At 73.8% G+C, this 12772-nt stretch carries 10 protein-coding genes; 6 read left to right on the forward strand and 4 right to left on the reverse strand.

Annotation, left to right across the window (positions count from 1 at the left end; all coding sequences use genetic code 11):
• The first annotated feature begins 25 nt into the window (after nt 1-25).
• The 4 genes from ACIP82_RS01955 to ACIP82_RS01970 all read left to right on the forward strand — a co-directional run bounded on the left by ACIP82_RS01955 (nt 26) and on the right by ACIP82_RS01970 (nt 5712).
• Complete coding sequence (locus ACIP82_RS01955; protein WP_400649813.1) at nt 26-1090, forward strand: enoyl-CoA hydratase/isomerase family protein; 1065 nt, start codon at nt 26-28, stop codon at nt 1088-1090.
• A gap of 104 nt (nt 1091-1194) precedes the next feature.
• Nucleotides 1195-1860, forward strand: a complete 666-nt coding sequence (locus ACIP82_RS01960) for a GntR family transcriptional regulator (protein WP_400649816.1) — start codon at nt 1195-1197, stop codon at nt 1858-1860.
• A 237-nt stretch (nt 1861-2097) separates the two neighbouring features.
• Nucleotides 2098-4785 carry a pyruvate dehydrogenase (acetyl-transferring), homodimeric type gene (aceE, locus tag ACIP82_RS01965; protein ID WP_400649819.1) on the forward strand — a complete coding sequence of 896 codons (2688 nt, stop codon included), beginning with the start codon at nt 2098-2100 and terminating at the stop codon, nt 4783-4785.
• Between the two features lie 147 nt (nt 4786-4932).
• A complete protein-coding gene (locus ACIP82_RS01970; RefSeq protein WP_363604561.1) occupies nt 4933-5712 on the forward strand; it encodes an enoyl-CoA hydratase in 780 nt (259 codons plus the stop codon).
• A 143-nt stretch (nt 5713-5855) separates the two neighbouring features.
• Here ACIP82_RS01970 and ACIP82_RS01975 read toward each other — a convergent pair whose 3' ends face one another.
• Complete coding sequence (locus ACIP82_RS01975; RefSeq protein WP_400649821.1) at nt 5856-7700, reverse strand: NAD-binding protein; 1845 nt, start codon at nt 7698-7700, stop codon at nt 5856-5858.
• 244 nt (nt 7701-7944) lie between these two features.
• Between ACIP82_RS01975 and ACIP82_RS01980 the strand changes: the two genes are divergently transcribed.
• Nucleotides 7945-8544: a DUF308 domain-containing protein gene (locus ACIP82_RS01980; protein WP_363604557.1), complete on the forward strand. Its 600-nt coding sequence runs from the start codon at nt 7945-7947 to the stop codon at nt 8542-8544.
• A gap of 214 nt (nt 8545-8758) precedes the next feature.
• Here the strand turns inward: ACIP82_RS01980 and ACIP82_RS01985 are convergent, their stop codons facing one another.
• Together ACIP82_RS01985 and ACIP82_RS01990 are read right to left on the reverse strand one after the other, a co-directional pair.
• Nucleotides 8759-10204: a CoA transferase gene (locus ACIP82_RS01985; protein ID WP_400649825.1), complete on the reverse strand. Its 1446-nt coding sequence runs from the start codon at nt 10202-10204 to the stop codon at nt 8759-8761.
• Between the two features lie 21 nt (nt 10205-10225).
• The gene (locus tag ACIP82_RS01990) at nt 10226-10855 is read right to left on the reverse strand and encodes a LysE family translocator (protein ID WP_363604554.1); all 630 of its coding nucleotides are present in this window, start codon (nt 10853-10855) and stop codon (nt 10226-10228) included.
• A gap of 120 nt (nt 10856-10975) precedes the next feature.
• Here ACIP82_RS01990 and ACIP82_RS01995 point away from each other — a divergent pair, with 120 nt between their 5' ends.
• Nucleotides 10976-11434: an Lrp/AsnC family transcriptional regulator gene (locus ACIP82_RS01995; protein WP_363604553.1), complete on the forward strand. Its 459-nt coding sequence runs from the start codon at nt 10976-10978 to the stop codon at nt 11432-11434.
• A gap of 33 nt (nt 11435-11467) precedes the next feature.
• Here the strand turns inward: ACIP82_RS01995 and ACIP82_RS02000 are convergent, their stop codons facing one another.
• Nucleotides 11468-12736, reverse strand: coding sequence for a cytochrome P450 (locus tag ACIP82_RS02000; RefSeq protein WP_400649828.1), 1269 nt, complete (start codon nt 12734-12736; stop codon nt 11468-11470).
• Nucleotides 12737-12772 lie beyond the last annotated feature (36 nt).

Below are 12772 nucleotides of genomic sequence, written 5' to 3' on the forward strand. Positions count from 1 at the left end.
CCAACGACGAACGGGAGCAGGCCCGATGAGCGCAGAGGTGCAGGTCTACCGGGACGGCGGGACCGGGCGGATCGTGCTCGACCGGCCGAGGGCGCTCAACTCGCTCACCCACGGCATGGTCACCGCCGTCCGGGAGGCGCTGGACGGCTGGGCGGCGGACGACACCGTACGCGCCGTGGTGCTGACCGGCGCGGGCGAGCGCGGTCTCTGCGCGGGGGCGGACATCCGCGCGATCCACGACGACGCCAAGGCGGGCGGGGCCGGTTCGCGGGCGTTCTTCCGGGACGAGTACCGGCTCAACGCGCTGATCGCCCGCTACCCGAAGCCGTACGTCGCGGTGATGGACGGCATCACCATGGGCGGCGGCGTCGGCCTCTCCGCGCACGGCGCGGTGCGGATCGTCACCGAGCGCTCCACCGTGGCGATGCCCGAGACCCGGATCGGCCTGGTGCCGGACGTCGGCGGCAGCCGCCTGCTGGCGAGCGCCCCGGGCGAGTTGGGCACCCACCTCGGACTCACCTCGGCCTCGATGGGCCCCGGCGACGCACTGCTCTGCGGCTTCGCGGACCACTTCGTCCCCTCGGCGCACGTCCCGGCCCTGCTCGCCGAGCTCGCCGGCCTCACCGAGCGTGCCGGGCTCACCGACCCCCGCGACCTCACCGGCGCGGTCGCCGCGCACGCCGAACCCGCGCCGCCGGCCGCGCTGGCGGCGCAGCGGGAGTGGATCGACGCCTGCTACGCCGCCGACACCGTCGAGGAGATCGTCGAGCGGCTGTTCGGCACCGGCGTCCCGGAGGCCAAGGAGGCCGCCGAGCAGCTGCTCGCCAACTCGCCGACGGCCGTCAAGGTCACCCTCGCCGCCCTGCGCCGGGCCCGTACGCTGCCGTCCCTGGAGGCGGTGCTGGACCAGGAGTACCGGATCTCCTGCGCGGCCCTGGCCGGCCACGACCTGGTCGAGGGCATCCGCGCCCAGGTCGTCGACAAGGACCGCGACCCGCACTGGTCCCCGGCGGACCTGTCCGCCGTCACGGACGCGGAGGTCGCCCGCCACTTCGCCCCGCGCGAGGACGACGAGCTGGGCCTGGCCTGAGCCGGTCGCCCCGGCGCCCCGACCGTCCCGGCATGCCGACCGCCCCGGTACGCCGGCCCGCCCCGGTACGCTGGCCGCCCGCACCCCTCCCCGCAGGAGCCCGCATGACGCCCGGCCACCCGGTCCACCAGCAGCTGCCGGACGACGGCGATCCGCTGTCGCGGGTGCCGCTCGGCGAGCAGGTGCGCGGGCTGCTGCTGGACGGGCTGATGAGCGGGCGGTGGCAGCCGGGCGACCGGATCGTGGAGCGGCGGCTGGCGGCCGAGCTGAACGTCAGCCAGGCCCCGGTGCGGGAGGCGCTGCGGGCGCTCCAGGCGCTGGGCCTGCTGGACTCGGAGCCCAACCGGGGCGTGCGGGTCCGCGAGATCAGCCCGGCCGAGCTGCGCGAGGTGTACGAGGTACGGGCGGTGCTGGAGCGGCTGGCGGCGGAGCTGGCCGTGGAGCGGCTGGGCGGGGACACCGCCGCACTGGAGCGGCACGCGGAGCTGATGGAGCGGGCGGCCTCGGCGGGCGACCCCCTCGGGCAGGCCCGGCACGGGGTGGCGTTCCACCGGGAGATCGTGGCGGCCGCCGGGAACGAGGTGCTGCTGCGCACCTGGGAGGGGCTGGGCGTGGAGGTGTGGACGGTCCTGTCACTGCACCGCGTCCGGCCGGAACTGCACGAGAACGCGGCGGACCACCGGCCGCTGATCGAGGCCTTCCGCCGGCAGGACCGGGAGGTCGGCCGGCTGCTGGCCGAGCACGTGCTGGAGTACGCCGGGTCGCTGTAGGCCGCGTCTCGGGCGGCTCCGTCCCGGACACGTCCCGGCTCCGCCTCGTCGCGTCCCCTCCCGACATAATAGTTCGTATAGAAATGATCGATCATCGCTCACATTACCGCCCAGTAACGGTTGACTCGCCCATCCGCACTCCCTACCTTCCGTAGAGAGGAATGCCGTTCCACATCCTGGAATCGGCGCCAGACGCATACCCGGCAACGACGCACACCCGGCAAAGGGGAACCACCCGTGTCCCAGCTCGACCAGCTTCCCGACCACGACCCGGAGGAGGTCGCGGAGTGGCGCGCCTCGCTGGACGCCGCCAGCGACTTCGGCGGACCGCATCGCGCCGCCCACCTGCTGCGCCGCCTCGTCGAGCACGCCGAACTACGGCGCCTCGACGTGCCGCCGCTGCTGGAGACCCCGTACGTCAACACCATCCCGACCGCCGCCGAACCGGCCTTCCCCGGCGACGAGGCGATGGAGCGGCGGATCACCGCCTGGAACCGCTGGAACGCCGCCGCCATGGTGACCAGGGGCAACCAGCGCGGCGGCCTGGGTGGACACATGGCCACCTACGCCTCCGCCGCCTGGCTCTACGAGGTCGGCTTCCAGCACTTCTTCCGCGGCAAGGAGACCGACGGCTCCGGCGACCAGCTCTACCTCCAGGGCCACGCCTCGCCGGGGATCTACGCCCGGGCGTTTCTCGAAGGACGCATCGACGAGGCCCAGTTGGACCGCTTCCGGCAGGAGGCCGGCGGAGGCGGCCTGCCGTCGTATCCGCACCCGCGCCGGCTGCCGTGGTTCTGGGAGTTCCCGACCGTCTCGATGGGCCTCGGCCCGCTGTCCGCGATCCACCAGGCCCGGTTCAACCGGTACCTGACCGCGCGCGGCATCAAGGACACCTCCCGATCGCACGTCTGGGCGTTCCTCGGGGACGGCGAGATGGACGAGCCCGAGGCCACCGCCGCCCTGGCGCTGGCCTCCCGCGAGGGGCTGGACAACCTCACCTTCGTGATCAACTGCAACCTCCAGCGGCTGGACGGCCCGGTACGCGGCAACGGCAAGATCGTGCAGGAGCTGGAGCGGCAGTTCCGGGCCGCCGGCTGGCACGTCGTCAAATCGCTCTGGGGCGAAGCCTGGGACCATCTGCTGGCACGAGACACCACCGGCGCGCTCGTCCGCCGGCTGCGCGAGGTGCCGGACGGACAGTTCCAGACCTACGCCGCCTCGGACGCCGGCTATCTGCGCGACCACCTCTTCACCGGGCCGGGCGACCCCGCGCTGCGCGCTCTCGCCGACACCCTGGACGACGCGCGCCTGCTGGAGACCGTCGCCACCTCCCGGGCCGGCCACGAGCCGCGCAAGGTGTACGCGGCGTACCGGGCCGCGCTGGAACACCGGGGCGCACCGACCGTCGTGCTGGTCCAGACCGTCAAGGGCTGGACGCTCGGCCCGGGATTCGAGGCCCGCAACGCCAACCACCAGATGAAGAAGCTCTCCGGCAGCGAGTTCCGCGCCATGCGCGATCTGCTCGAACTCCCCATCCCCGACAGCGTGCTGGGCGAGGGTCTGGTCCCGTACGCACACCCGGGACCGGACTCCCCCGAGGCCCGTTACCTCCGCGAACGCCGTGCCGCGCTCGGCGGGCCGGCGCCCGCCCGCCGGGTGCGCTTCACCCCGCTGCCCGAGCTGCCCGACCGGCCGTTCGAGGCGCTGCGCAAGGGCTCGGGCAGTCAGGAGATCGCCACCACCATGGCCTTCGTCCGCCTGGTCAAGGAGCTGATGCGGGACGGTGCGACCGGCCACCGCTGGGTGCCGATCGTCCCCGACGAGGCCCGGACCTTCGGCATGGAGTCGCTCTTCCCCACCGCCGGCATCTACTCGCCACTGGGCCAGACGTACGACCCGGTGGACCGCGACCAGCTACTGCACTACAAGGAGTCGGCGACCGGCCAGATCCTCAACGAGGGCATCACCGAGGCCGGTTCGATGGCCTCGCTGACGGCCGCCGCCACCGCGTACGCCACCCACGGCGAGGCGGTGATCCCGTTCTACATCTTCTACTCGATGTTCGGCTGGCAGCGCACCGCCGACCAGATGTGGGCGCTGGCCGACCAGTTGGGCCGGGGCTTCCTGGTCGGCGCCACCGCCGGGCGCACCACCATGACCGGCGAAGGGCTGCAACACGCCGACGGGCACTCGCAGTTGATCGCCTCCACCAACCCGGCCGCGCTCTCCTACGACCCTGCGTTCGCCTACGAGATCGCGGTGATCGTGCGCGAGGGCCTGCGCCGGATGTACGGGCCGGACGGCGAGGACGTCTTCTACTACCTCACCGTCTACAACGAGACCCGGTCGCAGCCGCCGATGCCCACGGGCGAGGGCGTCACCGAGGCCATCCTGCGTGGCCTCTACCGCTTCCGCGAGGCCGACCGCCCGGGGCCGGACGCGCCCCGGATCCAGCTGCTCGCCTCCGGCACCGCCGTGCACTGGGCGCTCGCCGCGCAGCGCCTGCTCGGCGAGGAGTGGGGGGTGGCGGCGGACGTCTGGTCGGCGCCGTCCTGGACGGAGCTGCGCCGCGAGGCGCTCGCCTGCGACGCCGCCAACCTGGCCGGGGCCGCCGCCGGGACGGGCGGCACCGCCCGCGTCCCGTACCTGACCCGGGTCCTGGCGGGCGCGCCCGGACCGGTGCTGGCCGTCAGCGACTGGATGCGTGCGGTGCCGGACCAGATCCGCCCCTGGGTGGAGCAGGACTGGACCTCGCTCGGCACCGACGGCTTCGGCCTCTCCGACAGCCGCGCCGCCGCCCGCCGCCACTTCGGCGTGGACGCCGAGTCGGTCACCGTGGCCGCGCTCGCCGCGCTGGCCCGCCGGGGCGAGGTCAAACCGGAGGCCGTCCAGCAGGCCGCCGGGCGGTACGACGTCCGGTTCTGACCGGCCGCGCGGGCCGCGGCCGGATCCCGGCACCCGTGACGACCGTCTCGCATGGCAAGACTGGCGCGAGGCGACTCGTGTCGTAGATCGTTGGGTGGTCAGGGCGCACCCACGTGGTGCCGAGCAGCGACATGGGAGTCAATGGCGATGACCGAGACCTACGAGACGATCCTCGTCGAGCGCAAGGGACGGGTCGGGCTGATCACGCTCAACCGGCCGAAGGCGCTCAACGCGCTGAACACCCAGCTGATGAACGAGGTCGTCACGGCCGCCACCGCCTTCGACCGGGACCCGGAGATCGGCTGTCTGGTGATCACCGGCTCGGAGAAGGCCTTCGCGGCCGGCGCCGACATCAAGGAGATGCAGGGGAACACCTTCCCCGGCGTCTACCTGGACGACTGGCTGGGTCCGTGGGACCGCCTCGGCGAGCTGCGCAAGCCGGTGGTCGCCGCGGTGGCCGGGTTCGCGCTGGGCGGCGGCTGCGAGCTGGCGATGCTCTGCGACATCCTGCTGGCGGCGGACACCGCGAAGTTCGGGCAGCCTGAGATCAAGCTCGGCGTCATCCCGGGCATCGGCGGTTCGCAGCGGCTGACCCGGGCGATCGGCAAGGCCAAGGCGATGGAACTCTGCCTGACCGGCCGGATGATGGGCGCCGAGGAGGCCGAGCGGGCCGGTCTGGTCTCCCGGATCGTCCCGGCCGACCAGTTGCTGGCCGAGGCGCTGGCCACCGCCGAGACCGTGGCGGCGATGTCCACCCCCGCCAGCATCATGATGAAGGAGAGCGTCAACCGCGCCTTCGAGACCACCCTCGCCGAGGGCGTCCGGTTCGAACGGCGGCTGTTCCACGCCACGTTCGCCACCGCCGACCAGAAGGAGGGCATGGCCGCCTTCGCCGAGAAGCGGCCGCCGTCCTTCACCCACCGCTGACGGGTTTCAGGTGACGGCCGACGAATGACGGATAACAGATAACAGATAACAGATAACAGATTTCAACATCTGTTATCTGTTATCCGAAACCTGTCGCCCGTCAGCTGGCCGCCGGACCGGCTACCGCCGGACCCGCCCACCCGTCAGCCCTCCCCCACCAGCGCCGTGTTGATGCGGGCGAGCCCGCTCCGGGTGGCGGCGACCACGATCCGGTCGCCGGGCACCAGCCCCCGGGTGCGGTCGGCGTAGTTCCACCGGTAGGCCCCGGGGCTGTCGGCCGGGCGGACGGCGATCACCCGGACGCCGCCCGGGTCCTCCAGGTCGTGCCGGTTCATCCCGACCAGGCCGCCGCCCTCCTCCGCCCGCAGTTCGGCGATCAGCAGCACATGCCGGAACACCGAGAGCGTGCCGAGCACTTCGCGCCCCATCAGGGCGGCGGCGAAGGCGGGTGCGGCGAGGTAGGAGACCGACCGGGACGCCGCGTTGTCCAGCGTGGCGTACACGTGCCGGGCGAAGTCGTCATTGAACAGCCGTACCACCACCCGGATTCCGGGCTTGCCGTGACGCGCCTCCAGAGCCGCCTCCAGGTTGGTGGCGTCGTCGCCGCTGACCGCGACCAGGGCCCGGCCGTGCTTCAGCCGGGCCCGGCGCAGCTGCTCCTCCAGTGGGCCGTCACCGACCACCACCGGGATGCCGAGCGCCCGGACGGCGGCGATGCCGCGCGCCTGCGGGTCGCGTTCGACGCAGACCACCGGCACGCCCAGCCCGTGCAGTTGGGCGGCGACCCGGGTGCCGACATTGCCCAGGCCGAACACGATGACGTGGTCCCGGGTACCGGCGCCGGGGTTGCGGGGCTGGCCGCGCCGGCCGGAGCCGAGCACCTCGACCATGATGGCGGTGGCGACCGGGGCGAAGGTGATGCCGCAGAAGGTGATCACCACTTGGGCGACCCGCTGCCAGGCGCCGCCCGTGCCGGTCCCGGCGGTCGCTTCGGCGGGCTGGTCGGGCTGGGCGGCACCGGCCAGGTCGAGCAGCGAGACGTAGAGCGACCAGCCGAAGTCCCGGTTGAGGTACCAGAGCAGGCCGAAGGCGAGCAGCACGGCGGCCAGTGCCGTGATCAGGACCAGCCGCAGCCGGGCACTGGTGAAGAAACGCAGCGTGTCGAGCAGCCGCCAGCGCAGCCGGCGCCACCAGCCGATCAGGACCGGCGGCTCGCTGGGCAGCGCCTGCAGAGCCGCCACCCCGCCGACCGCCGCCTCCGGCTCCCCGGGCCCGCCCTCCTCCACCCCGGTCTCCGCGGCCGGTGGCGGTCTCCGGGCACCACCGGGACGGATCGGCCCGTCGTCGCCGAACTCCCTGGCCAGCCGGACGAACGCGGCCGAGTCCCCGTCCTGGTCGGGCAGCAGGCGGATCCGGCTGAGGTCCTGTCGGTCGATCTGGTCGGCGACCACGCAGATCCGGCCGGAGTCGATGTCGCCGTCGTAGGCGATGTGCAGGAAGCGGTCGCCGACCTGGACGGAGTTGGGGCGTGAGAGCGCGGCGGCGGCGAAGGCGGGCGCGGCGGTGGCGGAGCCGGAGAGCGCGGCGCCGTTCTTCAGCAGGTGCTGGATGTTCTCGCCGAGGCGCTGGTTGAACATCCGGAGCACGATGCGGATGTCCGGGTTGCAGCCCTGGGCGCCGAGCGCGGCATGGATGTTCTCCTCGTCGTGGCCGTCGACCAGCGCGAGGCCGCGCGCGGTCTCGACCCGGACGGCCCGCAGCGCCTCCTCGGTGATGCCCGCGCACTCGACCACGGCGGCCACTCCGGGCAGTTGCTCGATCCACGGCGCGTGGTCGCGGGTGCGGTCCGGGAGCAGTACCACCACCGGAACCTCGTAGTGCTCGACGAGTTCCAGGACCAGCCGGTGGGCCAGCGCGTTGCCCCCGCAGACGATGTAGTGCTGGCTGATCGGCTCGACCGGAGGGGTCCCCCACCCTTCAGAAGTCATACCGCAGGACGGTATCGACGCCGGGTGAGCGGAAGATGTCATTCGGGTGACTGAGGAGCAATCAGTTCCGCTGCCGTTCGACAGACCCCGCCGTCCCCCGAACGGGCGTATCCGACGGGCGGAACCCCGCACCCGTGGCGATCATGAAAGACGTCCCCTGCCCCGTCGCTTCCCCCCGCAACCGCTCACCCCGCTCCCCCGATCCCCCGCCATCCAGCCATCCAGCCATCAGGAGTACGCCACCGTGGTCTCCCCACTCATCACCCCCGACGGTTCCCCGGTCGCCGGACCGCTCGGAACGCTCGCCAAGGCCGCCTGGCAGGTCCTGCTGCTCGCCGGACTCGCCTCCCTCGCCCTCGGGATCATCGTCTTCGTCTGGCCGAAGCAGACCCTGCTGGTGGTGGGCGTGCTGTTCGGCCTCTACCTGCTGATCATCGGCATCGTGCAGCTGGTCGCCGCCTTCGGCACGCACGCCACCACCGCGATGCGCGTCCTGGCCTTCATCAGCGGCGCGATCTGCGTGCTGCTGGGGCTGCTCTGCTTCCGCAGCGCCGTGCAGTCGCTGCTGCTGCTGGCGATCTGGATCGGCATCGGCTGGCTGTTCCGCGGTATCACCCAGCTCGCCGCCGCGGCCTCCGACCCGGACATGCCCGCGCGCGGCTGGCAGGCCTTCGCGGGCGTCGCCAACACGCTGGCCGGCGTGCTGCTGATGATCTGGCCGGTCGGTTCGATCGCCGCCCTGACCGTCCTCGCCGGGTGCTGGCTGGTGATCCTCGGTCTGATCGAGATCGTGACGGCCTTCCAGGTCCGCAGCCGGGCGAAGCAGATCCCGGCCGGCGTCTGAGCCCGCCACCGAACCGGAGCCAGTGAGCCGGACCCGGCGAGCCCGGCTCACCGGGAGCGCCCTGGAGCGGCGGAGGAGTTCCGCCGCGGCGAGCCCCTCGGCCACGGTCAGGCAGTACATCTCGGTCAGGACCGGGCACCGCTCGCCGGGCCAGGTGCAGTCGGTCGCGTGAGCGGTCATGGCCCCGATGCCGGCACCGGGGTCCGGCGGCCCGTCAGCGCCAGACGGCCGCGTCCGTCCCCCAGCGCCCCGGCGGCCGGGCCCAGTCGGTGGGGCCGCCCTCGTAGGCGATCGGCGGGAGGGCGTGGCGCAGCCGCCCGTACGGGGAGCCGGTCTCGGCGAGCCAGGGGGCGGGACCGTACGGGCCCCCGGCCGTCCCCTCCTCGGGCCGGATGCCGCGGACCAGCCAGGACGCGGTGCCGGCCAGCGAGAACCGCAGGTGACGGCCGCCGGGCCGGCCGGTGCGCTGGTCGGTGAGGGCGCGCAGGACGGCGGCGGCGATCAGGTAGCCGGTGCCGTGGTCGAGGGCCTGGGCGGGGAGGACGCCAGGGCGGCCGTCGGCGGCGGCCGTCAGGGCGGCGATGCCGGTCCCGGCCTGGACCAGGCTGTCGAAGCCTCGGCGGTCGGCCCACGGGCCGGTCCAGCCCCAGGCGCAGAGCTGGGCGACGATCAGCCCTGGTCGGCGTTCGAGCAGGGCGTCGGGGGCCAGACCGTGGCGGTCGAGGGCCCCGGGGCGGTAGCCGCTGACCACGACGTCGGCCGTGGCCAGCAGGTCCTCGAAGGCGGCGCGGTCGGCGGGGTCGGCGAGGTCGAGGCGGGTGGAGCGCTTGCCGAAGCCGGTGTCGGCGTGGGCGTCCTCGTCCTCGGGCAGGTGCGGGGAGTCGATCCGCAGCACGTCCGCGCCGAGCAGGGCGAGGGTGCGGGTGGCGACGGGGCCGGCGGTCACCCGGGTGAGGTCGAGGACCCGGAGGCCGGCGGCGGGCAGCGGGGCGGCGGGCAGCGGGCGGGCGGGGGCGGCGTCGACGGTCCGGGACTCGATCAGGGGGTGGGTGGACTCGCCCGGGGGTGCGACGGCGACGGCGAGCGCCCCCGCCTCGTACGCGCGCTCCTGGATCCGGACGGCGGACTGCGCGCGCAGCGTCTCGGCGAACTGTTCGGGCGCGGTGTCCGGGGGCAGGCCGAGGGCGGCGAGCAGCCGGACCCTGTGGTGGGGGTAGTTGGCGTGGGTGCGGACCCAGCCGTCGGCGGCCTGCCAGAACCCGGAGAACGGGGCGAAGCCGACCAGGGCGCGGCCGTCGATCCGGAGGTGACGCTCGCTGACGAAGGCGGTGGCGACGGCGCCCTGGTCCACCCGGACGGCGGGAACGGGGCCGCCGTCGCGGTGGGCGGCGAGTTCGGCGGCGGCGAGCGAGCAGGCGGCGACGGTCGCCCGGGCGAGCTGCCGGACGGGCAGTCCGGAGGCCAGGACGGCATCGGGGCCGCGGAACGAGACCCGGTCCAGCAGCCCGGCTGGCCCGCCGACGGCGGCCCAGGCGTCCGCGGTGGGCCGGTCGCCGCCGGACCCACCGGACCCACCGGACCCACCGGACCCACCGGGCTCAGCAGGTTCGGCGGGCTCAGCGGGCTCAGCGGGCAGCGGGCGGAACGAACGCTCGGTCATGCCCGCATTCTGCTCCGGATCTCAGGCGCTCGCCGTGACGCCCGCCACCAGCATCAGCAGCACCGCCGAGACGGCGGTCAGCCGGCGGGCCGCCCGCGGAGTGCCGCCGAACCGGCCGCCGAGCCGCCCGCTGGCATGCGCCACCAGGCCGTAGACCAGGGCGCAGGCCAGCACGTTGAGCGAGCCAAGGACGAGGACCTGCCCGCCGAGCGGCAGGGCGGCGGCCGGGTCGACGAACTGCGGCACCAGGGAGAGGTAGAGCAGCAGGCCCTTGGGATTGAGCAGGGCGGTGAGCATGCTCTGGCGCAGCACGGTGGCGGTGGGCTGCGGCCGGGGCGCGGCGAGGGCGGTCGCGGCACCGCCCCGGCGGAGGGCGAGCAGCATGGTGACGGCCAGCACCAGCAGGTAGGCGGCGCCGGTGAGGCGCAGCACGGGCAGGGCGGCGGGGACGGCGCGCAGGGCGGCGGCGAGTCCGGCGCTGGAGAGCAGGGTGTGGACGGCGTAGCCGGCGCAGACGCCGCCGACGGCGGTGAGGGCGGCGCGGCGGCCCTGGCCGAGACCGCGGGCGGCTATGTAGAGCCAGTCCGGGCCGGGGGTGCAGACCAGCAGCAGGTCGACCCCCAGGAAGAGGAGGAGGGCGTGGGTGTCCATGGGCGGTGACCTGTCGTGCTCGTTCGGGCGGTTTCCGGTCACTGACAGTAGCCGGATGAGGCTGGCATCCGATGGCCACTTCATGCCCTTCCGGGCCCGGTTTTGGCAGAATGTTGCGCCATGGACCGAATCGACCGCAGAATCCTCCACGAGCTCCAGCAGGAGGGTCGGCTGACCAACGCGGAGCTGGCCGCCCGGGTGGACCTCACCCCCTCGCCGTGCCTGCGCCGGGTACGGCAGTTGGAGCAGGACGGCGCGATCCTCGGCTACCGGGCGCTGCTGGACGGGGCGGCGGTGGGGCGGGGCTTCCAGCCGTTCGTGACGATCACGATGCGGCACGAGGACCGGGAGACGGTGGCGGAGTTCGAGCGCCGGGTCGCGGAGCTGCCGGAGGTGGTGGAGGCGCACCGGCTGTTCGGCGAGCCGGACTACCTGCTGCGGATCGCGGTGGCGGACATCGCCGCGTACGAGCGGTTCATCACCGATGTGCTCTCCGGGCTGCCGGGGATCGCGCAGGTCAACTCGCATCTGACGATGAAGCGGGTGAAGGCCGACCGGGGCATCCCGACCGGCGGGTAGGACGCCCCGGCCCCCCTGGAAGCCCCGGCCCCCCTAGAAGGTGAACCCCAGTGACCGGACCCGGTGGTCGAAGCTGGACGGGACCAGCTCCGGCTCGCCGACCGAGCGCACCTCGGGGAGCCGGGTGAACAGTTCACGGAAGAGCACCTTCATCTCCTGCCGCGCGAGGTGCGCACCCAGGCAGTAGTGCGGGCCGCCGCCGCCGAAGCCGAGGTGGGGGTTGGGGGTGCGGGTGAGGTCGAAGGCGTCCGGGTCGGGGAAGACGGCCTCGTCGCGGTTGGCGGAACCGAAGAAGAGCACCACCTTCTCGCCCTCGCGCAGCAGGGTGCCGCCGGGGCCGCCGAGTTCGTGGTCGGCGGCCAGGGTCCGGCGGAACTGGATGATCGGGGTGGAGTGGCGGACGATCTCGTCCACCGCGCCGCCGAGGTGGCGGTCGAGGTCGCCGAGCAGCAGGGCGCGCTGCCCGGGGTGGACGGTCAGCAGGTGCAGGCCGTGGGCGAGCGCGTTGCGGGTGGTCTCGACGCCGGCGACCAGCAGCAGGGAGAAGAAGGCGCCGAGTTCCCGCCCGCTCAGCCGGCGGCCGTCCACGTCGGCGGTGACGAGGGCGGAGATCAGGTCGTCGGTGGGCCGGCGGCGGCGCTCGCGGCCGAGCTCGGCGACCATGCCCTGCATCCTGGCGAGGGCCCGCAGCCCGCGCCCGGGGACGCGGATGCGGCTGCGCAGCGGACGGGCCACGCCGGTGTGTTCGGAGGCGTGGTTGACCTGGTCGAGGATGGCGCGGCGGGGCTCCTCGGGGATGCCCATCATGTTGCAGATCACCTGGAAGGGGAGTTCGGCGGCGACCGAGGTGACGAAGTCCTCGGGCCGCCGCCGCACCACCCCGTCGACCAGCTGGGCGGCCACTCGGCGGATGTCGTCCTCGACCCGGGCGATCAGGCGCGGGGTGAACGCCCGGGAGACGATCCGGCGCAGCTGGGCGTGCCGGGGGTCGTCCAGGTTGACCATGGAGTCGCCGAACAGCAGCCGGACCCAGCGGGCGGGTTCGGGGGTGGTGACGCCCGGTCCGCTGAGGAAGACGGCGGGGGTGCGGCTGGCCTCGACCACGTCGGCGTGCCGGACCAGGGCGTGGAAGCCCCTGGCGCTGCCCGGGCGGCCGGCGGCGGGGCGCTCGCCGAAGTACACCGGGGCGGGCAGGGCACGCAGTTCGGCGAAGGCCGCGGCACGGTCGGCGGCGGGCAGCCGCCAGAAGCGGGGGTCGGCGAGGTCGACGGCCGGGGCCGCGGGTTCGGTGACTGTGCCCATGCCGGGCCTCCTGTCCGGTCGGTGCCCACCTGACGT

It is taken from the genome of Kitasatospora sp. NPDC088548, assembly GCF_044753005.1.
GTDB lineage: Bacteria > Actinomycetota > Actinomycetes > Streptomycetales > Streptomycetaceae > Kitasatospora.

Coding starts and splice junctions, on each gene's coding strand:
- ACIP82_RS01955 (WP_400649813.1), top strand. CDS start 26: ATGAGCGCAGAGGTGCAGGTCTACCGGGACGGCGGGACCGGGCGGATC.
- ACIP82_RS01960 (WP_400649816.1), top strand. CDS start 1,195: ATGACGCCCGGCCACCCGGTCCACCAGCAGCTGCCGGACGACGGCGAT.
- ACIP82_RS01970 (WP_363604561.1), top strand. CDS start 4,933: ATGACCGAGACCTACGAGACGATCCTCGTCGAGCGCAAGGGACGGGTC.
- ACIP82_RS01975 (WP_400649821.1), bottom strand. CDS start 7,700: ATGACTTCTGAAGGGTGGGGGACCCCTCCGGTCGAGCCGATCAGCCAG.
- ACIP82_RS01985 (WP_400649825.1), bottom strand. CDS start 10,204: ATGACCGAGCGTTCGTTCCGCCCGCTGCCCGCTGAGCCCGCTGAGCCC.
- ACIP82_RS01990 (WP_363604554.1), bottom strand. CDS start 10,855: ATGGACACCCACGCCCTCCTCCTCTTCCTGGGGGTCGACCTGCTGCTG.
- ACIP82_RS01995 (WP_363604553.1), top strand. CDS start 10,976: ATGGACCGAATCGACCGCAGAATCCTCCACGAGCTCCAGCAGGAGGGT.
- ACIP82_RS02000 (WP_400649828.1), bottom strand. CDS start 12,736: ATGGGCACAGTCACCGAACCCGCGGCCCCGGCCGTCGACCTCGCCGAC.